The organism is uncultured Bradyrhizobium sp., assembly GCF_964252615.1.
GTDB lineage: Bacteria > Pseudomonadota > Alphaproteobacteria > Rhizobiales > Xanthobacteraceae > Bradyrhizobium.
This window is the reverse complement of sequence record NZ_CAXUNQ010000009.1, coordinates 88833-115047: the sequence shown is the minus strand read 5'-3', so window position 1 is coordinate 115047 and position 26215 is coordinate 88833. Positions and strand designations below refer to the sequence as shown.

Here is a 26215-nt window from a genome sequence, read left to right as displayed (position 1 = left end):
TTGCAGCCGCAACAACCGGGACCCCGGCTCTGCAGCGCACCGCTCCGCAAGGGCTGCGCTGCGCTGCGTCCGGGGAACGCGCCCCGTGGAGTGCGATATTGCGGTAATGCAAAGTTGCGGCTGTTTGAAATTTGAAGCAGCAAGTCAAGCGCACGGGCGGCAGCCGAATAATACGTCGCCCTACGCGCGGCTAACTCAGCGGCTTCAGTCCGGCTTCGATTTCGGCGCGGCGCGGCTCCAGGAACGGTGGCAGTGCCAGTTTTTCGCCAAGCGTTTCCATCGGCTCGTCGGTGGCGAAGCCCGGTCCATCGGTCGCGATCTCGAACAGGATGCCATTCGGCTCGCGGAAGTACAGGCTACGGAAATAAAACCGGTCCACTTCGCCGCTGTTCGGAACGCCGGATTCGTTCAGCCGTTGCACCCACGCCGCGTACTGCGCATTGTCAGGCGTGCGGAAGGCGACGTGATGCACACCGCCGGCGCCCTGCCGCGCCATCGGTCCTTTCTGCTCGATGACATGCAGTTCCGCGGCGATACCGCCCTCGCCCATCGCAAATACCTGGACCGGCACATCTTCATAGCCATAATCGCGGACACGGGTCATGTTCATGACGTCCGTGAGGACCGCAGCGGTACGACCAAGATCGTGGACGCTCAGTATGACAGGCCCGAGCCCGCGGATCTGGTGCTCCGGCGGTATGCTGCTTTTCTCCCATGGCGACGCTGCACCCTCGCCTCCGTCATCGATCAGAACCAGTCGCTGGCCTTCGCCGTCCTCGAATGGCAGGGTCATGCGGCCATCGACCTCGGCCACCTTGCCCGTCTTTACGCCAGCCTTGATCAGGCGATCGTGCCAGAAGGCAAGGCTCGCCGTGCCGGCGATGCGCAATCCGGTGCGCGAAATACTGTTGGTGCCGCGCCGCTCCGGTGCAGCCGGAAAATCAAAAAAGGTCAGATCGGTGCCGGGATTGGCCTTTGCATCGGCGTAAAACAGGTGATAGGCGCTGACATCGTCCTGATTGACGGTTTTCTTCACCAGCCGCATGCCGAGCACGCCGGTATAAAAGGCGAGATTTTCGCGCGGTTTCGCCGAAATCGCGGTCAGATGATGAATTCCGGTCAGTTGCATTGCATTATCCTTGGTCGTTTCCCGGGGAAAATCGGCGTGCGCACTTTGGCCTCGTTGCGGATCATGTAGGATGCAACCCGAAGACTCGCCAGCCGAACCGTTGCCGCCTGTTTCCAGGAAACTGATCATGCCCGGGCACCTCATAGTCACTGACGAAGACGCGACCCGCGTGATCACGCTGCGCAGGCCCGAAAAAAAGAATGCGATCACGCAGAATATGTATCGCGCCATGAGCGATGCGATCGACACCGCGCAGAACAATCCGTCGATCCGCTGCATCATCATCACCGGAGGTTCCGGCGTGTTCACGGCTGGAAACGACGTCGAGGACTTTCTGAAGGACGGCACCTCGAGCGGCGACACCCCCCGCGCTTCCAACGCCATCAAATTCCTTTATTCGCTGGCGCACAACGTCAAGCCGATCATCGCTGCGGTCGATGGCGTCGCAATCGGTATCGGCACCACCATGCTGTTCCACTGCGATTATGTGCTCGCCAGCAAGACGGCGACGTTTTCGACGCCGTTCATCCATCTCGGCCTGGTTCCGGAAGGAGCCTCCAGCCTGTTGATGCCGCGTACCATGGGACACCAGCGCGCCTTCGCCACGCTGGTAATGGGGCGTACCATCAACGCCGACGATGCGCGCGTGGCCGGCTTCGTCAATACCGTCGTGGCGCCAGGGCACACCGAAGCCGAGGCACGCAAGGTGGCGCGTGAAATCTGCGCGTTGCCGGTGGAAGCCGTTGCGATCTCGCGGAAACTTCTCAAGCTGCCGCCCGAGGACTTGACCCGCAGGATCGACCAGGAAAGCCATCTGTTCGGCGAGCGAATGCGCTCGAAGGAAGCGGTTGCCGCCTTCAGGGCATTCGTTGCACGCAAGAAGGCCTGACGTTGAGGTTCGCGTTCGCCGCTGCGCTGATCGGCCTGGCATCGAACGCTGTTGCCGAACCCGTCGCTCCGGTCGAACTGCGAATACTGGCGATCAACGACTTCCACGGCAATCTGCGGCCGCCGCCCGGCGGCATCAGAATTGCCGATCCGGACGACACGGCCAGAAAGGTTACGGTGCCGGCCGGCGGCGCCGAACACATGGCGACGCTGATCAAGCAACTCCGCGCCGGCAGCACCAACAACATCTTCGTCGCGGCGGGCGACCTGATCGGCGCCAGCCCGTTTCTGTCGGCGATGTTTCACGACGAGCCGACCATCGAATCCCTGTCGATCATGGGCCTCGAGATCGCCTCGGTCGGCAATCATGAATTCGACGAGGGCATCGACGAATTGCGCCGCATGCAGAACGGCGGTTGCCATCCGATCGATAAATGCCAGGGACCGCGGCCATTTTCCGGCGCGACATTTCGCTACCTCGCCGCCAGTACCATCGAGAAAAGCACCGGCAAAACGATCTTTCCTCCGTACGAGATCAAATGGTTCGACGGTATTCCGGTCGCCTTTATCGGCCTGACGCTGAAGGGCACGCCGGACATCGTCTCGCCGCCCGGCGTGGCCGGGCTGGAATTCAAGGACGAGGCCGGAACGGTGAACGCGCTGGTGCCTGAGCTGAGGGCGCGCGGCGTCGAAGCGATCGTCGTTCTGATTCACGAAGGCGGCTTTCCGACCGGCGGTTATAATGAGTGTCCGGGCATCTCGGGGCCGATCGTCGATATCGTCAAACGGTTCGACAGGGCCATCGACGTGATAGTCAGCGGCCACACCCACCAGGCCTATACCTGCGAGATCGACGGACGGCTCGTCACCAGCGGCGACAAATTCGGCACCATCGTCACGGCAATCGACCTCAAGCTCGATCGCGGAACGCGCGACATCGTTGGCGCCAGGGCCGACAACATCATCGTCCGCACCGGCGTCTACGCCAGGGATTCGGAGCAAGCCGCGCTGCTTGAGGCCTATGACAAGGTCGCCGGACCGATCGCCAACCGTGTCGCCGGCTCGATCGCGGCCACGCTCTCGCGCGCGCCCAACGAAGCGGGCGAGAGCGTTCTTGGTGACATCATTGCCGACGCGCAGTTGGCTGCGACGCGCGGTGACAGCAATGGCGCAGCGATCGCATTCACCAACCCGGGCGGAATCAGGACCGACATCGTGAAGAAACCGGATGGATCGGTCAGTTATGCCGATCTGTTCGCCAGCCAGCCGTTCCGGAATCAACTGGTAACGCTGACGCTCACAGGCGCCGGGATCAAAGACATGCTGGAGCAGCAGTGGCTCGATCCCGCGCGGCCACGCATTCTGCAGGTTTCAAAAGGATTCAGCTATGCGTGGGATAGCACGAAGCCGTTCGGTCGACGCGTAATGGCCGATCGCATGTCCCTGAACGGTCAGCGGATCGATCCGGCGACGGCCTATCGCGTCACCGTGAACAATTTCCTCGCTGTCGGCGGCGATGGTTTTACCGTGCTGAAGGACGGCGCCGGCCTGCGGTTTGGCGGCTACGACGTCGAGGCCTTGTACACTTATTTCCGGACCAGCAGCCCGATCTCGCCGACCACGCCTGACCGGATCGCCCGTGTGAATTGACCCCGACGCCGACCCGTGTTTTCACCGGCTGCTCTTTCGGAACGCGCAACAAGCAACTAGCTTATCTTTCTCTCGCAGCCGCACATTCGCGCCGGATTTCCTGCATGACAACGCTTCTGCTGACTCACCGGGCAAGCCTCGACCATCTAACCCCGCCAGGACACCCGGAGCGGCCGGATCGAATCCGTGCGGTCGATCAGGTTCTGGCCGATAGCCGCTTTGAAAAACTTGTGCGCGAACAAGCCCCCGAGGGCACGCTCGACCTGGTTACGCTATGTCACGACGAGCATTACGTCGAAGAACTGCGACGTATTGCGCCTGACCGGGGCCTGATCTATCTCGACGGCGATACGTCGATGTCGCCCGGGACATGGGAAGCGGTCATGCGGGGCGTCGGCGGCGCGGTTGCCGCCACCGACGCGGTGATGTCGGGCGCGGCGGACAATGCCTTTGTCGCGATGCGCCCCCCGGGACATCACGCCGAAATCAACAAGCCAATGGGGTTCTGCTTCTTCGATTATGCGGCGATCGCCGCGCGTCACGCCCAGCGCAAATACGGCATCGCCCGCGCCGCCGTGGTCGACTTCGACGTGCATCATGGCAACGGCACCCAGGATATCTTCTGGGCCGATCCGACCATGATGTATTGCTCGACCCACCAGATGCCGCTGTTCCCCGGCACCGGCGCCACCGGCGAACGCGGCGAGCATGACACCATCGTCAACGCGCCACTGGCGCCAAATGACGGAGCAGGGAAATTCCATGCCGCTTTCGAAAACCTGATTTTGCCGCAACTGCAGAAATTCGCACCGGAACTGATCGTCATTTCCGCCGGATTCGACGCGCATCGCCGCGATCCGCTGGGGAACATCAATCTCGACGCGGAAGATTTCGGCTGGGTCACGCGCAAGTTGATGGATGTCGCCTACACAAGCGCGGGCGGTCGCGTGGTTTCCGTGCTTGAAGGCGGTTATGATCTGCAAGGCCTGAAGGAGTCGGTCGCAGCCCATGTCACCGCATTGATGGGTGCGTGAACTCCCGCCACAATGGGTCCGCAAAATATCTTCAAGTCGGCGACGGTAAGGACATTCAGGACACGCAATATGGCCGAAAACCCCCATGTGGACGTAAGGACGCTGAGCTTCGAGCGCGCGATCGAAGAGCTGGAATCGATCGTCAAACGCCTCGAAGACGGCAAGGTGCCGCTGGAAGAGTCGGTGGTCATTTACGAGCGGGGCGAAGCCCTGAAGCGCCGCTGTGAGGAATTGCTGCGGCAGGCCGAAGCGCGGGTCGACAAGATCACCACCGATGCCGATGGCCAGGTGACCGGGACGGAGCCGCTGGACGTCCAGTAACCGCATGCGTGTTGGTCGCACCGGTTCTGCTCGTGCCGCGGTGACCCCGAACCCTACGGTCCGGAATCGCATGTCGGCGGACGGAGACCTTCTTCCGCGTTCGCCGGGACGACCCACGGTGAAGATTTGCGGCTGAATTAGCTCTTGGCGCGTTGCACAGCCTGATATAGTCCGGCTGTAGTCCGGGGATCATGAGTAGTGCGCGTTCAGCACCGCCATATCATTTATGTGCAAGGATACGATCCGCGCGGCCTTGCGCAGTATTACCGCATGTTCAGAACCGAACTGCGGAAGTTCGGCAAGCTTTACGGCATTGCCGCCATTACCAGCCGGCCGGAAAGCGCTCCGGATGGTGAGAAGGCGTCCTGGACCATTGAAACCAAGGGTCCGGATTGGCAGACCCGTACCCACTACGATTTCCTCCGGACGGAAGACTTCATTCAAAACGATCTCGCTTGGCCGATATGGCGCACCGTCTTCCGTGCCGTGATCATTTACTGGCGTCTGGTGTTCGGGGGCACCATCGCCCGGTTCTGGAAAGCGCATTGGCGATTTGCGACTTTCATCACCTATCCGCATTTCCTGCTGTTTAATGAAGCCTTGTGGTCGGCGGGGATCGCCGTTGGCTTCGGATGGGGACTTGAGGCGCTCGGGATTCCTGCGTTCCTCAGCATCGCTGCAGCAATCGCGCTGTTTGTCGCCGTGCTCGGCACGCTGCTGAAATATACGGAAAACCTGACATACCTGCTCTATCTGCTGTCCGATACAATCTGGACCTGGGAATTTTCTCACCGCCAGCGGCCGGAATGGGATCAGCGCATCGAGCGCTTTGCCCGGCATCTCGTCAATGTCGCCAAGACCAGCGGTGCCCAGGAGATCGTCATTGTCGGCCACAGTTCGGGGTCGTTCCTGGGCGCCGAAATTCTGGCGCGCGCGCTCAGGCTCGATCCGGACCTCGGACGGCATGGCCCGCGGGTCATGCTGCTGACCATCGGCGGCAACTTCCCCATCGTCGGTTTTCACGCCGTGTCGCGTGATTTCCGGGATCATCTGCGCCAGCTCGCAATCGAACCTTCGATCGGCTGGATCGACTGTCAATCGCGCAAGGATGTCATGAATTTCTATCCGTTCGACCCGATTGGCGGTCACGGCATCGATGTCGGCGCCGTCAGGCGCAATCCCACCGTCGTCGCGGTCCGATTCCGGGAAATCATCAAGCCGGAGCATTACGACCGTTTTCGCTGGAAGTTCTTCCGGGTTCATTTCCAGTTCGTCATGGCCAACGAACGGCCTCATGCTTACGATTTTTTCATGATTGTTTGCGGCCCGGTGCCCCTGAAGGAGCGCATGGCTGACCAGGCTGCATCGCTGGCCATCGCTGCGGCAGACGCCAGCACGCGCGAAATAGGCTGGAAAAGGTTGGAAACCGGGTCAAATGCCGGCCTGGATGCCTCCGAAACGGGCAGGATGGAACCGACCGCTGTTCGACGAGGTTAATTCTTGCCTGGCATGCTCGTCCGAGATTGGCCAAGCCTCGGCGGTTGGCTTTGGCGGCTGCTTTGGTGTAAAGGTGGACGCGATAGGGGGTGACGACAGAGGCACTGCCGCCGCTTTCTCATGGGTGGTAAGCGCCTCAATTAACTATCGAAAATGCTTCTGCCGGATGACGCCGCAACAACTGATATGTGTCACAGTTATCAATCGGAGCGCACTCTGGGCTGCAAAATCAAGGCTTCCTTTCTCAGGAAAGCCATCGGGCACCTCGGTTTCGCTGCCAATGTGCAGCCGTCTTACTTCGACAGCCCGTCCCCGACATGCAAAATTGGAATATCGCCGTGACCGAATTTAGTAAAACTCCGCTTCTTGATACCATCCGCACGCCGGACGATCTGCGCCGCCTCAAGGTGGACCAAGTCCAGCAGGTTGCCGATGAATTGCGGATGGAAACCATCGACGCCGTCTCCGTCACCGGTGGCCATTTCGGCGCCGGCCTTGGCGTCGTCGAACTGACGACGGCGCTGCATTACGTGTTCGATACGCCCCGTGACCGTCTGATCTGGGACGTCGGGCATCAGGCGTATCCCCACAAGATCCTTACCGGCCGCCGCGACCGTATCCGGACCTTGCGCACCGGCGGTGGATTGTCGGGTTTCACCAAGCGCACCGAGAGCGACTACGATCCGTTCGGCGCCGCCCACTCTTCGACTTCAATCTCGGCGGCGCTCGGCATGGCGGTGGCGCGCGATCTTTCTGGCGGCAAGAACAACGTCATAGCCGTAATCGGCGACGGCGCGATGTCCGCCGGCATGGCCTATGAAGCCATGAACAATGCCGGCGCGATGAACTCCCGGCTGATCGTCATCCTCAACGACAACGACATGTCGATTGCGCCGCCGGTCGGCGCGATGTCGGCCTATCTGTCGCGACTATATTCGGGCAAGACCTACCGCTCGCTGCGCGAAGCCGGCAAGCAGCTCGGCAAGCATCTGCCCAAGCTGATCGCCGACCGCGCCGGCCGCGTGGAGGAATATTCCCGCGGCTTCATGGTCGGCGGCGGCACATTGTTCGAGGAACTCGGCTTTTATTATGTCGGCCCGATCGACGGCCACAATCTCGACCACCTGTTGCCGGTCCTGAAGAACGTTCGCGACATGGAAACCGGGCCGATCCTGGTTCATGTCGTGACCCAAAAAGGTAAAGGCTACGGCCCCGCCGAAGCCGCTGCCGATAAATATCATGCCGTGGTCAAGTTCGACATCGCGACCGGCGCGCAATCCAAGTCCAAGCCCAATGCACCATCCTATCAAAACGTATTCGGCCAAAGCCTCGTCAAGGAAGCCCAAAAGGACGACAAGATCGTCGGTATTACCGCGGCAATGCCCTCGGGCACCGGCATCGATATTTTCGCAAAAAGCTTCCCCGAGCGTACCTTCGACGTCGGCATCGCCGAACAGCATGCCGTGACCTTCGCGGCGGGACTTGCGACCGAAGGCTACAAGCCATTCTGCGCCATCTATTCGACCTTTCTGCAGCGCGGGTACGACCAGATCGTCCACGACGTGGCGATCCAGGGCCTGCCGGTCCGCTTCGCGATCGATCGCGCCGGCCTGGTCGGCGCCGACGGCGCGACCCATGCGGGTTCGTTTGATAACGCCTATCTCGGCTGCCTTCCGGGCTTCGTCATCATGGCGGCGTCGGACGAGGCCGAACTGGTGCACATGGTGGCGACGCAGGTTGCGATCAACGATCGCCCCAGCGCGGTGCGCTACCCGCGCGGCGAAGGCCGCGGCGTCGAGATGCCGGAATTCGGCGTTCCGCTTGAGATCGGCAAGGGCCGTATTATCAGGGGAGGCACCAAGGTCGCGCTGCTATCGTTCGGCACCCGTCTAGCCGAATGCGAAAAGGCTGCCGACGAACTGGCCGCGCATGGCCTCTCCACCACCATCGCCGATGCGCGCTTCATGAAGCCGCTGGATCTCGATCTGGTGCTCAAACTCGCGCGCGAGCATGAGATTCTCCTCACCATTGAAGAAGGCGCGATCGGCGGTTTCGGTTCGCATGTGATGCAGGCGCTGGCCGACCATGGGATGCTCGATGGCGGCTTGCGGATGCGTTCGCTGGTACTGCCGGATGTGTTCCTCGACCACGATTCACCGAACGCGATGTACGCCCGCGCCGGCCTCGACGCCAAGGGCATCGTCACCAAGGTGTTCGAAGCCCTCGGCAAGGATTTCAAGGCCGAAACGGTGAAGCTGGCCTGAGTTTTGCGGACTGCCAATGCGTTCGTCGTTGCGAGGAGCGCTTGCAATGCAATCCGGCGTCGTCTCTGGTTCCGATTGCTTCGCTTCGCGCGCAATGACGACGAGATACCATGAAAGTGTATCTGGCAGGTCCCGAAGTGTTCCTGCCGGATGCCATTGACGTCGGGCGGCACAAAGCCGACCTCTGCGCGCGCTACGGGCTGAGCGGATCGTACCCGCTGGATAATGTCATCGATCCCACGGCAGCCGATGCGTCGTTGCAAATATTCCGTGCCAACCAGGCCATGATGAACGAAGCCGATGCCATCATCGCCAACCTGACGCCGTTTCGCGGGCCGAGTGCGGATGCCGGTACCGTTTATGAATTAGGCTACATGGCAGCGGGCGGTAAACTGTGTCTGGGCTACTCGAACGATCCCACGCTTTATGCCGACCGGGTCGCGCGGTTTACCGCCGTAAAGCCGCGCGGCGACCGCCTGACCGACGCTGAAGGTCTGACGGTCGAAAACTTCCGCTTTCCGGACAATCTGATGATAATACATGCGCTCGACCTGTATGGCTGCCCGCTGATCGTGCCGCTAACGGCACCTTCGGATATCTGGCACGACCTCACCTGGTTCGAGGCGTGCGTGAAACTAGCCGCGACTCGACTAGCGAGTTGACCTTGCCAAAACAAGACAGCCCTCCTTCTCTCCGCAAGCGCGCCGATATGCTGCTGGTCGAGCGCGGCGTGTTCGAAAGTCGCGCCCGCGCCCAGGCCGCGATTGAGGCTGGTCTCGTCGTCGCCAATGACAAACAGGTTCTGAAACCATCCGAAGGACTTCCGGCTGATGCCATATTGCAGGCACAGCCGGCGCATCCGTTCGTGTCGCGCGGCGGTGTTAAGCTTTCGGGCGCGCTGGAGCAATATCGGATCGAAATCGAAAATCGTGTCTGTCTCGATGTCGGTGCCTCCACCGGTGGCTTCACCGAGGTACTGCTCGCGGGCGGCGCCAGCCTGGTGTTTGCGATCGATGTCGGTCACGGCCAGCTGCATCCGTCGCTGCATGGTCATCCTCGAATAGTTTCCATGGAAAAAACCGACATTCGCAATCTTGACGGCACGCGGTTGCCAATGCGGCCGGATGTCGTCGTCATCGACGTAAGCTTCATCTCGCTGAAGGCCGTATTGCCGGTGGCGCTGTCGCTGGCGGCGGCGCCGATGCGCCTGCTGGCGCTGATCAAGCCGCAATTCGAAGCACCGCGAAAGCATTTGAAGCGCGGCATCGTCCGCGATGCGACAGTGCATCGACAGGTCTGCGACGACATCACGGCATTGGCGACCTCGCTCGGATGCACGGACGTCCAGGTGTTTCCGTCATCGATCGCCGGCGGCGACGGCAATGTCGAATTCTTCATCGGCGCGCGCCGTGGCTGAACGTCTCGCCATCGACCACGTCGGCCATCGCGGCGACGGCGTGGCATTCGCCGGCGGGCAAGCCGTGTTCGTGCCATACACGCTCGGCGGCGAAGCCGTCGAAGCCGGTGCGGTGCCAGGTCATCCCGATCGCAGACTGCTATTGCGGGTCGCGACCGCAAGCGCGGAACGGATTGCGCCGTTTTGTCCGTATTTCGGCGCCTGCGGCGGCTGCGCCATCCAGCATTGGCAGCCGCAAGCGTATCGCGCATGGAAACGGCGGATCGTGGTGGATACGCTCGCCCATGCGGCAATCGAATGCCCGGTCGGTGACCTCATCGATGCCCATGGCAGCGGTCGGCGGCGCATCACCGCGCATGCGCGGAGCGGCAGTTCCGGCGATCTGCGAATAGGTTTTGCCGCGGCGGGCAGCCATGCGATTGTCGAGATCGAGGCCTGCCCGATTCTCGATTCCGGACTGCACGGCGCACTTGATGCCGCGCGAGCGCTCGCCGACGTCTTGAAGCCGACTGCAAAACCGCTGGATGTCCAGGTCACCGCTACCCAGGGCGGTCTCGATATCGATGTGCGGGGCTCGGGTCCGTTGCCACCGGCCATGATCGCATCGCTGTCACGCATAGCCGAGCAGCATGGATTGGCGCGGTTGACGCGGCATGGTGAACTGGTGCTGATGCGCACGCCGCCGGTTGTGGGTATGGGCATCGCGGCCGTGGAGCTGCCGCCAGGCTCATTCCTGCAGGCGACCGCGGCGGGCGAAGAAGCGCTCGCCGCGTTGGCGGCCAAGCATTGCCAGGGCGCAAAGCGCATCGCCGATCTGTTTTGCGGCGTCGGGCCGTTCGCGCTGCGGCTCGCAACGCGCACGCGCATTTCGGCATTCGACGGCGATGCCGGCGCGGTGATCGCGTTGCAGAAGGCTGCGGCCTCGACGCCCGGGTTGAAGCCGATCAAGGCTGAAAGGCGCGATCTGTTCCGGCGTCCGCTTGTGCCGCAGGAATTGCGCGACTTCGACGCGGTGGTATTCGATCCGCCACGGCAGGGGGCACAGGCGCAGGTGAGGCAACTGGCGGCCAGCAGGATACCCGTCATCGTCGCGGTGTCGTGCAATGCCGCGACGTTTGCCCGGGATGCGCGTATCCTGATCGACGGTGGCTACCGCATCGAAGGCGTAACGCCGGTCGACCAGTTCCGCCATACGCCGCATGTGGAATTGGTGGCGCGGTTCACGCGGGGAAGGTAGGTCTGCGTGAAAAGCGCAGCCTCGCCTCCTGAACGCGCTACGGCATTCTTCATGCCGCTGCGCGGAGTTCCGTTACGGCCCCGGCTGCAGCGCACCACAACGCGAAGAGGCCGCCCGCTGCGTTGCGTTCGGGGCGCGACTACCGGCCCCACCTGTCCTGCCAGATCTTCTCGCCGATCATGCAATTCACCCGCTGCTCTTTGTCGGCGATCGGGACAACGCGGCGTTCCGGCGTCCGGTTCGCGACCTCGAGCACAAGCTTGGTCCGGATCGCCTCCTTGAACTTATCACGGTCCTTGATCGTCACCACGAACGCGCCGGGCCCGCCGATCACGCAGTCTTCATAATAGAAATCGAGATTGTCGATATCCATGGTCGAATAGGACGGCTCTTTCACCATGATCGGCAGGCCGTTGATGGTGACGCCCTTCTCGACCGCGGCATCGCGCGCGCCGGTTACGGGCGCGCCGTTGTTGTTGGGGCCATCGCCGGAGATATCGATGACGCGACGCAAGCCCCGATGCGGATTCTCATCGAACAGCGGCATCGCGAAATTGATTGCGCCTGATATCGAGGTGCGCGATGCCCGGCGGATCGGCGTTTTCATGATTTCGGCGGCAACCGCGTCGGCCGATTCCGGGCCGTCGATCAGCCGCCACGGAATGATGATCTTCTGGTCGCTGGAGGCCGCCCACTCGAAATAGGTGATCGAAATCTTGCCGTTCGGGCCGGTCTTCAGCGCCTGCAGAAATTCCTTGGAGACGATGGCCTGCGCATAACCTTCGCGCTGGATGGCAAGCTCATCCATGTCCATCGAATAAGACACATCGACAGCGAGAACAAGTTCGACATCGACCGACGGCAGCTCCCTGGTGTCGGCCAGTTGGGCTCCGGGGTTCGGCGCGGCGACGCCGACAACGTTACCGCCGGCTATCGCCCCGGCGACAAGCACGGCCCCGATCGAGACACACCAGCGCATAGCGGGCCCTCCGGTCATCTGCGACGATGGTGGCACGCAACGGGGCCGACGAAAAGCAGGAACATCGGTTCTCCATCACATTCAAGTCAGCGAGCGGACGCCGTATTCAGGGAAGCCGCTCGCAAAGGCGGTGGTTTCGCGGAAAGCCGGAACGTTGTATTCTGGCCTGAGAACCGCGAAACGTCAGGAGGTGCCGCCGGAATGATCGAACCCATCGTCAAGCCACGCACCAAGGCCAAAACCAAAACCGAACGGCCGAAGCTGCACAAGGTCATCCTGGTCAATGACGACTTCACCCCGCGCGAGTTCGTCGTCACGGTCCTGAAGGCGGAATTCCGCATGACCGAGGACCAGGCACATAAGGTGATGATCACCGCGCACCAGCGCGGCGTTTGCGTCGTTGCGGTCTTCACCAAAGACGTCGCCGAGACCAAGGCGACACGCGCCACCGACGCCGGCCGCGCCAAAGGCTACCCGCTGCTGTTTACAACGGAACCGGAAGAGTAGACAAAGAACCCGACCACCGTCGCGAGGAGCGCAAGCGACGAAGCGATCCAGTCCACACCCGTCCTTCGAACTGCTTCGCTTCGCTCGTAATGACAGTCAGGCCGGCGCCGGTACTTCGTCCAGCAACCCGAAAACCCGTTCCGCTTTGGAAAATCCGGCGATCGGAAACTCGCCGAGATCGGTCCAGGTTCCGGCGCCGCACATTCCGACGAAGTTTGCGGAGGCGACCACCGTGCGATGCAGGCTGCCTGCAATTTTCTCCAGCCGGGCGGCCAGATTGACCGCAGGACCGATGCAGGTGAAATCGAGGCGATTGCCGCCTCCAATATTGCCGTAAAGTACCGTGCCGATGTGGAGCGCCAGACCGAATCGAAATTGCTCCACGATGTGACCGCCTTCGGAATAGCTCAGGCTGGCCACGCTGCCCCGGCATTCATCGACCGCTTCGAAAACCCGATTGCAAATTTGCGCGGCGTTACCGTTATCTGCCGCTACCGGAAATACCGCCAACAGACCGTCGCCCATGAATTTGAGCACTTCGCCGCCACGCCGCATGATGGCTTCGACCTGGCAGGATGCGTTCGCCCGGCCGTTGCCCGACATAGGTCTCCAGCAAGGTCGCCGCGGTGCGCCGGAGCGCAAAAATTTCGCCGAGGCGCGAGAACGGCACGACCAGGGTCCTGAGCGCCGTGAGCTGCGCCTCGCTGAAACCACCCGGTTGCTTCGTGCTCCAGCTAGAGGCATGAACCGCGCCGTCGGTAAAACGAAGCGGCAGCGCGATATAGCCGGTGACGCCTTCCGCCCGCATATCGTCGAAAAAGGGAAAGCGCCGGCTTTCCTGGTCGTCCATCCGATACGCAACCTCGATACCCTCACGAAACACGATTGCCAGCGGGCTATTGGTGAATTCCGGCGAATCCAGAAGATCATAGGCGGCGGTGCCGACCGTCACCTCGGCCCCGGGCCGCCAGATGAAGTTACGGCCCATAACATCCGGGTGCAGCGTACGCACGAACGCACCGACCCTCCACAGCGGCACACCCGCTGCGACCAGACGCTCGCAGGTCTGCTCCAGCAGCGCGGCCGGATTTGGCGCCGACCGCGCGCCATCGATCAGCCAGCCGGTGATGCTCTGGAGTTCGACGGCCGGCACGCTATCCCACCTGGCCGCGATGTCGGAGGAAATGGTCCGCCAGCACGCAGGCCATCATGGCTTCGCCCACCGGCACCGCACGAATGCCGACGCAGGGATCGTGACGGCCTTTGGTCATGATATCAGCGTCCGCGCCGGTGCGATCCACGGTGCGGCGCGGCGACAGAATCGACGAAGTCGGCTTCACCGCAAACCGCGCCACCACGGGCTGGCCGGTCGAAATGCCGCCCAGAATGCCGCCGGCATGATTGCTGATGAAGCCCGGCCCATGATTGGTCATTCGCATCTCGTCGGCGTTTTGCTCGCCGGATAATTCCGCGGCGCCAAAGCCTGCGCCGATCTCGACGCCCTTCACCGCATTGATGCTCATCAGCGCCGCTGCAAGTTCACCATCGAGCTTGGCGTAGACCGGCGCGCCGAGCCCCGCCGGCACGCCTTCCGCGATGACCTCGATCACCGCGCCGATCGATGAGCCGCGCTTGCGGATGTCGTCGAGATAGCCCTCGAAAAACGCGGCCTTGCCCTTGTCCGGACAGAAGAACGGGTTGCGGCTTATCTCGTCCCAGTCCCATGTCTCACGATCGATTTTGTGCGGCCCCATCTGCACCAGTGCGGCGCGCACGGTCATGCCGGGCACGATTCTGCGGGCGATGGCGCCCGCCGCCACCCGCGTCGCGGTCTCGCGCGCCGAGGCGCGGCCGCCGCCGCGATAGTCGCGCAGGCCATATTTCGCCTCATAGGTGAAGTCGGCATGGCCGGGACGATACTTGTCCCTGATGTCGGAATAATCCTTCGAGCGCTGGTCGGTGTTCTCGATCAGGAGCGCGATCGGCGTCCCAGTCGTGACCTGCACGCCGGTGTCCGGATGCGCCATCACGCCGGACAGGATTTTCACCGCGTCGGCTTCCTGGCGCTGGGTGGTGAAGCGTGATTGCCCGGGACGGCGGCGATCGAGATCGTGCTGGATGTCTTCCGCCGTCAAGGCGAGTTGCGGCGGGCAGCCATCGACCACGCAGCCGATCGCGACTCCATGGCTCTCGCCGAAGGTCGTGACTCGAAACAGGTGACCGAAGGTGTTGAAGGACATTGGTCGCACCAAACGTAGCGAAAACCGCTACTCGTCGTAGCGAGAAGTGGCGAAAATCGCAACTTTCGTCGTGCCCGGCCTTGTGCCGGGCATCCATCCTTCGACAATAGCAGAGACGTAGATGGCCGGAACAAGTCCGGCCATGACGGGTAGAGAGTTCGCGCAGCCTTAACTATATTTCGTCACGCCGCAGTTGCTGAACACGTAAACAACGCCCTGTTCGATGAACAAATCGGCGGCGCTGGACGTCGTTTCGATGCCGAGCGCCACCATCAGCGCCCGGGCGGTGCCGCCATGGGCCACGGCGACGGTGTCGGCCTTTAGACAAGCATACCAGTCTCGCATTCGAATCTGCACCGCGGCATAGCTTTCGCCGCCCGGCGGCGGCACCGTCCATTTATCGATCTGGCGGATCGCAAACAGTTCCGGATCCAACGCTTGCATTTGCGCCAGCGTCGAGCCCTCCCACTGGCCGTAGCCGATTTCGCGCAGACGATCGTCGAGGGTATAGCCGTCCGCGAGCAGGCCGAGTTCGGAGCGAACCAGATCCATGGTATGCCGCGCCCGCTGCAACGGGCTTGCGACGAAATCCAGGCTCGATGCGACGCGTCCGTCGCGCTTAAACAGATCGGCGAGGATGGCGCCGGCATGCGCGGCCTGCGTTCGCCCGAGATCGTTGAGCGGCGTGTCGATGCCGCCCTGCAGGCGGCCTTCGACGTTCCAGTCGGTCTCGCCGTGGCGAATGTAATAGATGGTCGGCATATCTCGCTCCCCGTCATTGCCGGACTTGGCCCGGCCCATCCATGTCTTGGATGACGCAAAGACGTGGATGCCCGGGCATGACGGCGCGCCCGGAACGACGGCATCAGGACGGATGCGGCCGGGCCACGCCCGCGTAGGACGACACTAATCATTCCTTGTTCAGCGAATTGCTGAGCGAAATATCCGGCGCATCGGGCCGCTTCATCCCGACCACGTGATAGCCGGAATCGACGTGATGGACCTCGCCGGTGACGCCGCGCGACAGGTCGGACAACAGATAGAGCGCGCTGTCGCCGACTTCTTCGATGGTGACGGTGCGGCGCATCGGCGCGTTGTATTCGTTCCATTTCAGAATGTAGCGGAAGTCGCCGATCCCCGATGCCGCCAGCGTCTTGATCGGCCCCGCCGAAATCGCGTTGACGCGGATGTTGTTGCTGCCCATGTCGGCGGCGAGGTAGCGCACGCTGGCCTCCAGCGCTGCCTTGGCCACGCCCATCACGTTGTAATGCGGCATCCATTTCTCGGCGCCGTAATAGGTCAGCGTCAGAATCGAACCGCCATCGGTCATCAGCTTTTCAGCGCGCTGCGCAATCGCGGTCAGTGAATAACAGCTGATCAGCATCGTCTTGGAGAAATTATTCGCAGTGGTTTCAATATAGCGGCCGTCGAGTTCATCTTTGTCCGAGAACGCGATCGCATGCACGACGAAATCTATTTTGCCCCACTTTTCCTTGAGCATGTCGAAAGCCGCATCGATGGTCGCGGGATCGGTGACATCACAGTGGCCGAGCAGCAACCCGCCCAGTTCCTTGGCCAGCGGCTCGACGCGCTTTTTCAGCGCATCGCCCTGCCAGGTCATCGCAATCTCCGCGCCGGCCGCGTGGCACGCTTTCGCGATGCCCCATGCGATCGAGCGGTTATTGGCGACGCCCAGAATCACCCCGCGCTTGCCCTGCATCAGGTCTGAATGATCCGCCATTCCGTTTCCCATTCGATAGAATCGACCCTGTCGGGGTACACCAGCACCTGGCCTTGGTACACCCTAAATGTGCGCTCCAGACGGGCGTTTCGCGTCCCAATGTTAACGGAATAGTCCCGTTATTTCGGTGTTATGTTAGGCAGGGCGTCAATGGTGCCGAACCCGCCCCACAAACCCAGGACCAGGTGTGAATGACCGCGTTTCGCGACGACGTTGAAGCCATGATCCCGGCACTGCGCCGCTACGCGCGCGCGCTCGCGCGCGATGCGGATATCGCCGACGATCTGGTGCAGGATACGCTGGTGCGGGCGTTGCGTTCCGAGCGGCTGTTTCTCGGCGGCGATATCAGGAGCTGGCTCTACACCATCCTGACCAATCTCAACCGCAACCGCCGCCGCTCGCTGGCGCGGCGTCCGCAGTTCACGCCGCTTCTGGAAAATAATCCGGACGCCAGCGGCACCGAGGCAGAGGGCCGCGACATCGCCCGCGCGCTGGCGACTTTGGTAGAGGATCAGCGCTCGGTGCTTCTGCTGGTGATGCTGGAGGGGTTGAGTTACCGCGAGGTCGCAGACATCCAGGGCGTGCCGATCGGCACCGTGATGTCCCGCCTCGCCCGCGCCCGTGCGCATGTCAAGGCGTGCCTTGACGGCGCACGTCCGGCACTTCGCCGCGTGAAGTGATGCCAAGCGTTATGCATACGTATTAATCAGATTGGATAGAGACCAAGACAATGACCGATAAAGATATTCCCGTTACCGAGGACGAATTGCACGCGTACATAGACAACGAGTTGCCGTCGGAGCGTCGCGGCAGTGTCGAGGCATGGCTCTCGACCCACCCCGATGATGCCGAAAGGGTACAGGCGTGGCGCGCGATGGCGGAAGCCCTGCATGCGCGTTACGATGGCGTCGCCGACGAGGCGGTGCCTAAACGGCTCGAGATCGAGCGGCTGGTGCGGCAGCCGCGCAAATGGATGGTAGGCGCCGCTGCGGCAGCGCTGCTGGCATTCGTCGCCGGCGGCGGCGTCGGCTGGATGGCGCGCGGCGCGTCAGCCGCTCCCTCCGCGTTCCAGGATTTGACGGTCGATGCCCTCGATGCGCACAAGCTCTATGTGGTGGAAGTTCGTCACCCCGTCGAAGTGCCGGGAAGCGAGCGCGCGCATTTGCAGCAATGGCTAACCAAGCGCTGCGGCTGGAGCGTTCGCGCGCCGGTGCTGGACGCGACGGGACTGAAGCTCGTCGGCGGCCGGCTGTTGCCCGGTCCCGCCGGACCGGCGTCGTTCCTGATGTATGAAAGCCCGACCGGCGAACGCTTCACGCTCTACACCTCGCGCGCAAACACCAAGACCGCGCAGATGCGCTACACCGCCGCGGAGAACAGTGGCGCGATGTACTGGTCCGAAGACGGCGTCGGCTATGTGCTGTCGGGACCTACCGACAAGGACCGGCTGAACCAGGTCGCGCGGCTGGTGTATGATCAGGCGGAGAAAGCCGGCGGGTGAGGAAAAACGGCATCATGCGCGGGCTCGACCCGCGCAGCCATCGATCTTCACAGGCAGCATTTTTTCGAAACGGACTGCCGGGTCAAGCCCGGCAATGACGCAGCATATACGCTTCACCCGAGATCGCTTCTCGGATTATACGGATGGTCATCCCGCCATTTTTCCATCAGCGCTTCAAGTTTGGCATCGTTGCCGTCGGGCAGCATGATGCGGGTGATGAAATACAGGTCGCCGGCGCCGCCGGCTTTTGGCAGGCCCTTGCCTTTCAGACGGAAGGTGCGCCCGCTCGAGGTATTTTTCGGGACCGACAACTCGACCGCGCCATTCAGCGTCGGGACACGAACCTTGGCCCCGAGCACCGCCTCATACAGCGTGATCGGCAGATCGACGCGAAGGTCGCTGCCGTCGACCTTGAAGAATGCATGCGGGGCGATGCTGATGGTGATCAGCAGGTCGCCGGGGCGATGACCCGGCGCGGTTTCGCCCTGCCCCTTCAGCCGGATTTGCTGTCCGGGGGTGACACCCGCCGGGATTTTGACGTTGAGCTCTTTCCCGTTCGGCAGTCGAACCCGCTTTTCGCCGCCCTTGACCGATTCCTCGAGCGACACCGACATGGCAACGCTGAGATCGAGGTCGGCGCCGAACGGGCTCTCCTCAAAAGTCTGGGTGCCGCCGCGCGCGCCGCCAAACATGCTCTTCAGAATATCCTCGAAACCGGCGCCGCCGCCGAACTCCTGGGCGCCGGGACCGCCGGTACGGAAGCTGAAGCCGCCGCCGGGTGAAGCGCCGCGCCCGCGCGGATCGCCGCCGGGGAAGCCCTGGAAACGCGGTTTGCCCTCGGCATCGATCTCGCCGCGATCGAACTGCTTGCGCCTGGCCTCGTCGCCGATAATCTCGTTGGCCGAGTTTATTTCGGAAAAGCGGGTCGCGGATTTCGGATCGTTCTTGTTGGCGTCGGGGTGATGTTTCTTGGCGAGCTTGCGATAGGCGCTCTTGATCGCCGCAGCACTGGCGCCCCGCTGCACCCCCAAGACCTCATAGGGGTCGCGCATCCGTCACGTCTCCTTCAGGAATTCAAACTCGAGGATTGGGGTACTGGCCCCCATCGGCTTCATCTGGGGTCTCAGTGGCATTTTTGCAACGGGTTATGCCAGTTCCGAAGCTTAGCCTTTTTGCCACGGTTTTAGCGTGTGAATTTCCCATTGACCGTGATCCGCCTTGCAGGCGCCGCCCTGCAACCAGCTTTCCGACCGGCCGTTGACATAGCTTGCCAGGAAATCGCGGCAGGTGCGCCCTTCCGACGTATAGGCGGCGGCGATCGGCGTTACCGAACCGCGTGCGCCGGTTTTCGGGTTTTCCCAAGGCTGGCTGAAATCCTTAGCTCCTCTGGTCAGCACGTCCGAGGCGGCGTTGCGAGCAAATGCCAGATCGGTTTCGGTTGGCCCCTCATTGCCAGAATGCGCCGAACCGATCGAGCCGGTTTCGTCACTGCCTTCCATCCTGGCGAAAGCAGCCTCCGTTCGCGACAGGCTGCAGCCGCCGGAGCTGGAGCCGATCAGAATCAATGTAAGCACCGTTCCGGCCGGGGCGATAGCCGATAGGCCAATGCGCGCCCATGCCTTATATAGGCTTGGACACCATTCGGACCGTGATGCGCTCTGCGACGCGGGACGCAACTTTAGAAACTCCGGCAAATGACCGACATCACCGACATCAAACACCCAACTCCGTTAACGTCCGGTGATTTCACCGCCGCGGAGGACCCTTTTGCGCTGTTCGCCGAATGGTTTGCCGAGGCGGTCAAATCCGAACCCAACGATCCCAACGCCATGTCGCTGGCCACCGTCGATGCGAACGGCCTGCCGGATGTGCGGATGGTGCTGATGAAGGGCTATGATGCCCAAGGTTTCGTGTTTTACAGCCATGTCGCCAGCGCCAAGGGCCGTGAACTCGCCGCAAATCCGAAGGCGGCGTTGCTGTTTCACTGGAAATCACTGCGCCGGCAAATCCGCGTCCGCGGCAATGTGACGCCGGTGACCGAGGCAGAGGCCGACGCCTATTTTGCGACGCGGCCGAAACAGGCCCAGCTCGGCGCATGGGCCAGCAAGCAATCGCAGCCGCTGGAAAGCCGGTTTGCGTTCGAGCAGGCTATCGCCGTCGTAGCCGCAAAGCACCTCATCAGCGAGGTACCGCGGCCATCCGGCTGGAGCGGCTGGCGCGTTCACCCTGCGCAATTCGAATTCTGGCATGACCGGCCGTTTCGCTTGCACGACCGCATTGAATTCCGCCGCGACGCGGCGGATGCAGCGTGGGTCAAGTCAAGGCTTTACCCGTAAACGGTCATTCCGGACCGGCGCCAAGTGGCGCGGGCGAAATGACGGCGGCTGAGATCATTCCGCGTAAAACTTGCGCAGGTTTTCACGCGCCCGCATTAATTCGAAACCGGATCCGGCGCTCGAACATTCGTCCTCGAATTCGCCCTCGCCGAGCTTGGCGCCGCAATGCCGGCACAGCGGCGCATGCAACACGGCCGCCGCGGCTTTACGTCCCTGTTGATACGTCGCGAAATCAACGACGTTGCGGCGCGGCATTAGGATTTTCTCAACCATTGCTGTCCTCGCGGCGTGGATCAGCTTTATGGCAGACAAGCTTCGCTCAAACGTTCAGCGCACCGCTCAAATTTTACGGGAGAAATTGTGGCGGGTGAAGCGGTTCAAGCCCGCGTATGACGCGGTGTAGAGCGCTTTCATCGGGATGAAGCGGCCGGATATAAACTCATAGCCACTTCTTCCATTTGAAAAACACGTAAGGCAGCACCGCGGCGAGCAGCATCATGATCAGCGCCATCGGATAGCCGTGCTCCCATTGCAATTCTGGCATCACCCGAAAATTCATCCCGTACACCGATGCGATCAGGGTCGGCGGCATCAGGACCACCGCCATCACCGAGAACAGCTTGATGATATTGTTCTGCTCGAGATTGACCACGCCGAGCATGGCATCGAGCACGAAGGTGATCTTGTTGGACAGATAGGAGGCGTGGTCGGTCAATGACGCTACGTCGCGCTGCATGGTCTTGAGCTGCGCGCGCATCTCCTTCGACCATTTGGCGCCGTCGGCTTCGGCCGCAACGAAGGTGACGAGTCGGCCGATCGACACCAGGCTTTCGCGGACCTTGGAAGTGAGATCACCCTTGCGGCCGATCGCGATCAGGATGTCGGAATAGCGCTTGGCGTGGCCGGTCCGCGCGGCGCCCTCGGGCTCGAAAATGGCGTGGCTGACCTGGTCTACGTCCGCGCCGGCCCGTTCCAGGATGTCGGCGCAGCGGTCGATCACGGCGTCAAGCAATTCCAGCAGCACGGTTTCGCCGTTGACGCCGGGGGTGCAGCTTCGCGCCAGCTTGTTCTCCACCAGGGTGAACGGCTTTGGCAGATCGTAACGCACCGTGACCAGGCGATGGCCGGCGAGGATGAACGTCACCGGCGTTATCCGAGGCGAATCAGTGTCGGCCGCGCACATCAAGCTGGCGGTCATGTAGCGCGCGGCATTCTCGACATAGAGCCGGCTGGAAATCTCGATCTCCTGCATGTCTTCCCGGGTCGGCACTGCGATCCCCGCCAACCGTTCCACGGCGTGGTCTTCTTCGGCGGTCGGTTTGACCAGGTCGATCCAAACCGCGTTTTCCGGCATCGCGGCGAGATCGACCGGCTCGACTTTCTTCAGCGCGAAGTCGGAAGGGACAAAGACCGAGAACATGGGAACTCCGAAAACCGATCACGCGAGGCACCGGACCGGCCGCGACTGTTCGTCAGTGCGCCGAAATGCCCGAGTTTGGCAAGCGTTTCCCGGTCAGTTTAACGGCCTGCAAACCATATTTGCGGCGGTTGGGTGGCAACGATAGGGCCGTGATTCGGCGGCTTTTATCCCATTGCTCAAAAATGCGCCGTGGATCCCGAAAATAGCGGCATAAATGACACAACCATAGTGCTGCAGTACGGAAGGTGCGTGTAAGTGCTGGAATTGTGGCCGATTTCGGCGATAATCCATTTAATGGAATCGTGGCGTTTGGAGCGCAAGTTCAGCGCGGAACGCAGGTCTTCGATTGGAATAAGATAATGTCGTCTCTCAAGGTAAAACTGGGACTTCTGGCCACCGGCCTGATGCTGTCTGGCTGCATGCAGGCAACCACCTATCAGGAGACGTCGCAGACTAATTTCAAGCCGCGCGACAAGGAATTGCTGGCCAAGGTGTCCTACGTCAAGACGCCGGTGCCCGAGGCATTCCGCCGCGCCATCGTCGACTACCACCGCAAGGAGGCGCCGGGCTCGATCGTGGTCGATTCCGACAATCACTATCTCTATTACGTCATGGATGGCGGCAAGGCGATCCGCTACGGCATCACCGTCGGCGAGGAAGCCATGGCATGGTCCGGCATTGCCAAGGTCGGCAGCATGACCGAATGGCCGCCGTGGCATCCGACCAAAAGCGAGATCTCGCGGCTCGGCGTTCCGACCTTCGTGGCGCCCGGCCCAGACAATCCGATGGGATCGCGCGCGATCTATCTTTACTCCGGCGGCAAGGACACCCTGTTCCGGATTCACGGCACCAACCAGCCGGAATATATCGGCGCATCGATCTCTTCCGGCTGCATCCGGATGACCAATGAGGACGTGATCGATCTGTATAACCGGGTGAAGATGGGCGCCATCGTCGTGGTGCTGGAACCGAAGCACGGCGACTCGCCGTTCAATTCGGCGATGGCGCTGCAGGGCGGCGGCAACTTGGTCATGCAGTAGTGATGTTATTGCCGGGCTCGACCTGGCAATCCATCCGTATCCATTCGTATGATGCTCAGAAGGAAAGTCAAAAAGCGCCGGCCCGCCGGCGCTTTTTTGCTAAGCGCCGCTTCGACTCGGGAACCGGCTCCGCCTCCGTGCCAGGCTCCGTTGCATTCGGCTTGGCAGCGTCGGGCTTCGCAGCATCCGGTTTTGCGGCGACCTCCCTCGGCGGCGCATCTTCCGGACGCTCGGCCGGCAGCAACGGCGCCGTGGCCGGCATCGGATCATAGATGTTCCACTGGCAGATGCGGTAACCGCCACGGCGCTCGGCCAGGTCGAGATGGATATGGTCCTCGTGATACCAGTCGGAGCCCGGCCCCAGCACCGTGGTGAACCGCGCGCACACCGAATGCAGCACGGCTTCGCGTTGCGCGCGCGCGGCGCTGCGGTCGGTCAGCGACAGCGACTGCCCGTTGGCGAATTTCAGGGCCCGGACATCGATGGCGTTGGCACGGCCATGTTCGGACAATTTGGCGCCGACGACCCGGTTGCGGCCGCGGCATTCGAAGGAATCGAAATTATCGAGGTCGGCGAGCGTGGTGCCGAGGCTCTGCGCGAACGGCGCCATGTCGGTGCGGATCCAGTCCGCAAGCGCCGCCGCCATGGTACAGCGGAGGATCGCCGCGGGTTTTACCGCAACACGCCTGTTGTCCGGCAGCACTACCGCCTCCAGCCGGACCAGGTCTTGGCCGCCGCAGCCGCCTGGACCGCTGATGCCGGGAATGCTGGGCGCAATTGCGATCGTTTCGGTCAGTTCCATCCGGCAGGCCGAGGGCGGCGCCGGCGTGGCCGGCCCGGCGGCGGCCGGTTTTTCGGCCTCAACCGGCTTGCCGTCGCTGGCCCGATCTTCCGCAGCCGGTACCTCGGCGGGGCGTGGTTTCGGCAGCGGAATGGCCATAGGATGGTGACGAGGCCGGGTCTCCGGCCAAGACCCGCCGCGCATCGCCGGCGAGCGCGCCATTGCCGGAGCAGCGCCAGCGGCCGGCGCCAGCAGTAGGACCGTAATGGCGATCATTAGCCGTTTGTCGCAGCCGAGGCCGCGACAAGGCCATTTCCGGCTTGCTTTTGCCGCGTTAAACTTCATGACAAAGCACTAGCACACTCGGAGGGACGTTCGTATGCGCGGATTGATGCAAGACTGGCCTATGCTGTGTCATCGGATTATCGACCATGCGGCGATGGTCCATGGCGAGCGCGAGGTAGTCACGCGGTCGGTCGAGGGGCCTATTCATCGCACCAATTACGCCGAAATTCGTGCGCGCGCGCTGAAAGTGTCGCAGCGCCTCGACCGCGAAGGCATCGCGCTCGGCGACCGCGTCGCCACCATTGCATGGAACACCTGGCGTCATCTCGAGGCCTGGTACGGCATCATGGGCATCGGGGCGATCTGCCATACCGTCAATCCGCGGCTGTTCCCGGAGCAGATCGCCTGGATCATCAACCATGCCGAAGACCGCATCGTGATGACCGACCTGACCTTCATCCCGCTTCTGGAGAAACTCGCCGACAAGCTGCCGAGCGTCGAGCGCTACATCATCTTCACCGACAAGGCGCACATGCCGCAGACCGCCTTGAAAAACGCGGTCGCTTATGAAGACTGGATCGCGGAAGTCGACGGCGATTTCACATGGAAGACCTTCGACGAGAATACCGCAGCGGCGATGTGCTACACCTCGGGCACCACTGGCGACCCGAAGGGCGTGCTGTATTCGCACCGCTCCAACGTGCTGCATTCGATGATGGCTAACAACGGCGATGCGCTCGGCGCCACGTCCAAGGATACCATGCTGCCGGTGGTGCCGCTGTTCCACGCCAACAGCTGGGGCATCGCGTTCTCCGCACCCGCCATGGGGACCAAGCTGGTGATGCCCGGGGCCAAGCTTGACGGCGCCTCGGTCTATGAGCTGCTCGACACCGAGAACGTCACCTACACCGCCGGCGTGCCGACGGTGTGGCTGATGCTGCTGCAGCACATGGAAAAACAACACGCGACGCTGCCGCATCTGAAGGTCGTGATCTGCGGCGGCTCGGCGATGCCGCGCTCCATGATCAAGGCATTCGACGACATGGGCATCGAGGTTCGCCACGCCTGGGGCATGACGGAAATGTCGCCGATCGGCACCGTCGGCGCGCTGCAGAGCTACTATTCGAACCTGACCGGCGAGGCCAAGCTCGATATCCTGCAGATGCAGGGTTACGCGCCGTTCATGGTGGAAATGAAGATTACCGACGACGCCGGCCGGCGGCTGCCTTGGGACGGCAAAACCTACGGACGGCTCAAGGTGCGGGGACCCGCGGTGTCCGGCGCCTATTACCGGGTCAAGGACAACATTCTCGACGACGAGGGCTATTTCGACACCGGCGACGTCGCCACCATCGACCAGCACGGCTACATGCGCATCACCGACCGGTCCAAAGACGTGATCAAGTCGGGCGGCGAATGGATTTCATCGATCGATTTGGAAAATCTCGCGGTCGGCCATCCGATGGTTGCGGAGGCCGCTGTAATCGGCGTCCATCATCCGAAGTGGGACGAACGGCCGCTGCTGATCGTGCAGCTCAAGCAGGGCAATACCGCAACCCGCGAAGACATATTGAAGTACATGGAGGGCAAAATTGCAAAGTGGTGGATGCCCGACGACGTAGTGTTCGTCGACAGTATTCCACATACGGCGACGGGCAAGATTCTTAAAACCGCGCTGCGGGATCAGTTCAAGACGTATAGTCTCCCGACTGCGGCGGCGTGAGCCGCGCCGTCACCGTCATGCCCGGCCTTGTGCCGGGCATCCACATCTTCCCTGACATGACCAACGCAAGACGTGGAGGCCGGAATAAGCCCGGCCATGACGGTTTTTGACCGGATCGACCTGCACTCTGACTACCCTTGAATTCGCCGCAGGACCGTGGTCTCAACGGGCCGGTTTATCGCCCGCAATTTCAGGACCGCACCTTTTAACCCGGCAGAACACCAC

At 62.0% G+C, this 26215-nt stretch carries 25 protein-coding genes and 1 pseudogene; 15 read left to right on the top strand and 11 right to left on the bottom strand.

What is annotated here, in order from left to right; all coding sequences use genetic code 11:
- Positions 1 to 190 precede the first annotated feature (190 nt).
- Positions 191 to 1129 (bottom strand): ring-cleaving dioxygenase, encoded by a 939-nt coding sequence (locus tag ACFE72_RS08110; RefSeq protein ID WP_375412560.1) that lies wholly within the window; start codon positions 1127 to 1129, stop codon positions 191 to 193.
- A gap of 127 nt (positions 1130 to 1256) precedes the next feature.
- Between ACFE72_RS08110 and ACFE72_RS08105 the strand changes: the two genes are divergently transcribed.
- From ACFE72_RS08105 to ACFE72_RS08065, 9 genes are all read left to right on the top strand, one after another.
- Complete coding sequence (locus ACFE72_RS08105) at positions 1257 to 2018, top strand: crotonase/enoyl-CoA hydratase family protein (protein ID WP_375412559.1); 762 nt, start codon at positions 1257 to 1259, stop codon at positions 2016 to 2018.
- Positions 2019 to 2020: 2 nt separating this feature from the next.
- Positions 2021 to 3667, top strand: coding sequence for a bifunctional metallophosphatase/5'-nucleotidase (locus tag ACFE72_RS08100; protein WP_375412558.1), 1647 nt, complete (start codon positions 2021 to 2023; stop codon positions 3665 to 3667).
- Positions 3668 to 3771: 104 nt separating this feature from the next.
- A complete protein-coding gene (locus ACFE72_RS08095; RefSeq protein ID WP_375412557.1) occupies positions 3772 to 4701 on the top strand; it encodes a histone deacetylase family protein in 930 nt (309 codons plus the stop codon).
- A gap of 69 nt (positions 4702 to 4770) precedes the next feature.
- Complete coding sequence (locus ACFE72_RS08090; RefSeq protein WP_375412556.1) at positions 4771 to 5022, top strand: exodeoxyribonuclease VII small subunit; 252 nt, start codon at positions 4771 to 4773, stop codon at positions 5020 to 5022.
- 198 nt (positions 5023 to 5220) lie between these two features.
- Positions 5221 to 6519, top strand: coding sequence for a hypothetical protein (locus ACFE72_RS08085; protein ID WP_375412555.1), 1299 nt, complete (start codon positions 5221 to 5223; stop codon positions 6517 to 6519).
- A 317-nt stretch (positions 6520 to 6836) separates the two neighbouring features.
- Entirely contained in the window at positions 6837 to 8783 is a 1947-nt protein-coding gene (gene dxs, locus ACFE72_RS08080) for a 1-deoxy-D-xylulose-5-phosphate synthase (protein WP_375412554.1), read from the top strand.
- A gap of 110 nt (positions 8784 to 8893) precedes the next feature.
- Complete coding sequence (locus tag ACFE72_RS08075; RefSeq protein WP_375412553.1) at positions 8894 to 9445, top strand: nucleoside 2-deoxyribosyltransferase; 552 nt, start codon at positions 8894 to 8896, stop codon at positions 9443 to 9445.
- 47 nt (positions 9446 to 9492) lie between these two features.
- Positions 9493 to 10200 carry a TlyA family RNA methyltransferase gene (locus ACFE72_RS08070; RefSeq protein ID WP_375412568.1) on the top strand — a complete coding sequence of 236 codons (708 nt, stop codon included), beginning with the start codon at positions 9493 to 9495 and terminating at the stop codon, positions 10198 to 10200.
- Positions 10193 to 11437 carry a class I SAM-dependent RNA methyltransferase gene (locus ACFE72_RS08065; RefSeq protein ID WP_375412567.1) on the top strand — a complete coding sequence of 415 codons (1245 nt, stop codon included), beginning with the start codon at positions 10193 to 10195 and terminating at the stop codon, positions 11435 to 11437. Before ACFE72_RS08070 ends, ACFE72_RS08065 begins: the two co-directional genes overlap by 8 nt.
- Positions 11438 to 11576: 139 nt before the next feature.
- Here the strand turns inward: ACFE72_RS08065 and ACFE72_RS08060 are convergent, their stop codons facing one another.
- Positions 11577 to 12416: a DUF1194 domain-containing protein gene (locus ACFE72_RS08060; RefSeq protein WP_375412552.1), complete on the bottom strand. Its 840-nt coding sequence runs from the start codon at positions 12414 to 12416 to the stop codon at positions 11577 to 11579.
- A gap of 201 nt (positions 12417 to 12617) precedes the next feature.
- On the opposite strand from ACFE72_RS08060, the gene clpS reads away from it, so the two are divergent.
- A complete protein-coding gene (gene clpS / locus ACFE72_RS08055; protein WP_375412551.1) occupies positions 12618 to 12923 on the top strand; it encodes an ATP-dependent Clp protease adapter ClpS in 306 nt (101 codons plus the stop codon).
- A 96-nt stretch (positions 12924 to 13019) separates the two neighbouring features.
- Here the strand turns inward: clpS and ACFE72_RS08050 are convergent.
- From ACFE72_RS08050 to fabI, 4 genes and pseudogenes are all read right to left on the bottom strand, one after another.
- Positions 13020 to 14076 (bottom strand): annotated as a pseudogene (locus tag ACFE72_RS08050) (adenylate/guanylate cyclase domain-containing protein).
- Between the two features lies 1 nt (position 14077).
- Positions 14078 to 15163, bottom strand: a complete 1086-nt coding sequence (gene aroC, locus ACFE72_RS08045) for a chorismate synthase (RefSeq protein WP_375412550.1) — start codon at positions 15161 to 15163, stop codon at positions 14078 to 14080.
- A 168-nt stretch (positions 15164 to 15331) separates the two neighbouring features.
- Positions 15332 to 15925 carry a histidine phosphatase family protein gene (locus ACFE72_RS08040; protein WP_375412549.1) on the bottom strand — a complete coding sequence of 198 codons (594 nt, stop codon included), beginning with the start codon at positions 15923 to 15925 and terminating at the stop codon, positions 15332 to 15334.
- Positions 15926 to 16073: 148 nt separating this feature from the next.
- Entirely contained in the window at positions 16074 to 16904 is an 831-nt protein-coding gene (fabI, locus tag ACFE72_RS08035) for an enoyl-ACP reductase FabI (protein WP_375412548.1), read from the bottom strand.
- A 191-nt stretch (positions 16905 to 17095) separates the two neighbouring features.
- On the opposite strand from fabI, the gene ACFE72_RS08030 reads away from it, so the two are divergent.
- Both ACFE72_RS08030 and ACFE72_RS08025 read left to right on the top strand, forming a co-directional pair.
- Positions 17096 to 17584, top strand: a complete 489-nt coding sequence (locus ACFE72_RS08030) for a sigma-70 family RNA polymerase sigma factor (protein ID WP_375412547.1) — start codon at positions 17096 to 17098, stop codon at positions 17582 to 17584.
- A gap of 50 nt (positions 17585 to 17634) precedes the next feature.
- On the top strand, positions 17635 to 18405 hold the full coding sequence (locus ACFE72_RS08025; RefSeq protein ID WP_375412546.1) for an anti-sigma factor family protein: 771 nt from the start codon (positions 17635 to 17637) through the stop codon (positions 18403 to 18405).
- A gap of 113 nt (positions 18406 to 18518) precedes the next feature.
- Here ACFE72_RS08025 and ACFE72_RS08020 read toward each other — a convergent pair whose 3' ends face one another.
- Entirely contained in the window at positions 18519 to 19457 is a 939-nt protein-coding gene (locus tag ACFE72_RS08020) for a DnaJ C-terminal domain-containing protein (RefSeq protein ID WP_375412545.1), read from the bottom strand.
- 111 nt (positions 19458 to 19568) lie between these two features.
- A complete protein-coding gene (locus tag ACFE72_RS08015) occupies positions 19569 to 19979 on the bottom strand; it encodes an RT0821/Lpp0805 family surface protein (RefSeq protein ID WP_375412544.1) in 411 nt (136 codons plus the stop codon).
- Between the two features lie 120 nt (positions 19980 to 20099).
- Here ACFE72_RS08015 and pdxH point away from each other — a divergent pair, with 120 nt between their 5' ends.
- Positions 20100 to 20741 carry a pyridoxamine 5'-phosphate oxidase gene (gene pdxH, locus ACFE72_RS08010; RefSeq protein WP_375412543.1) on the top strand — a complete coding sequence of 214 codons (642 nt, stop codon included), beginning with the start codon at positions 20100 to 20102 and terminating at the stop codon, positions 20739 to 20741.
- Positions 20742 to 20795: 54 nt separating this feature from the next.
- On the opposite strand, the gene ACFE72_RS08005 is transcribed toward pdxH, so the two are convergent.
- Together ACFE72_RS08005 and ACFE72_RS08000 are read right to left on the bottom strand one after the other, a co-directional pair.
- Complete coding sequence (locus ACFE72_RS08005; RefSeq protein WP_375412542.1) at positions 20796 to 20996, bottom strand: hypothetical protein; 201 nt, start codon at positions 20994 to 20996, stop codon at positions 20796 to 20798.
- Between the two features lie 184 nt (positions 20997 to 21180).
- The gene (locus ACFE72_RS08000; RefSeq protein ID WP_375412541.1) at positions 21181 to 22161 is read right to left on the bottom strand and encodes a magnesium transporter CorA family protein; all 981 of its coding nucleotides are present in this window, start codon (positions 22159 to 22161) and stop codon (positions 21181 to 21183) included.
- 359 nt (positions 22162 to 22520) lie between these two features.
- On the opposite strand from ACFE72_RS08000, the gene ACFE72_RS07995 reads away from it, so the two are divergent.
- Positions 22521 to 23201, top strand: a complete 681-nt coding sequence (locus ACFE72_RS07995) for a L,D-transpeptidase (protein WP_375412540.1) — start codon at positions 22521 to 22523, stop codon at positions 23199 to 23201.
- Positions 23202 to 23268: 67 nt separating this feature from the next.
- Here ACFE72_RS07995 and ACFE72_RS07990 read toward each other — a convergent pair whose 3' ends face one another.
- On the bottom strand, positions 23269 to 24327 hold the full coding sequence (locus ACFE72_RS07990; protein ID WP_375412539.1) for an extensin family protein: 1059 nt from the start codon (positions 24325 to 24327) through the stop codon (positions 23269 to 23271).
- 34 nt (positions 24328 to 24361) lie between these two features.
- On the opposite strand from ACFE72_RS07990, the gene ACFE72_RS07985 reads away from it, so the two are divergent.
- Positions 24362 to 25990, top strand: a complete 1629-nt coding sequence (locus ACFE72_RS07985; protein ID WP_375412538.1) for a fatty-acid--CoA ligase — start codon at positions 24362 to 24364, stop codon at positions 25988 to 25990.
- The last annotated feature ends 225 nt before the right edge of the window (positions 25991 to 26215 follow it).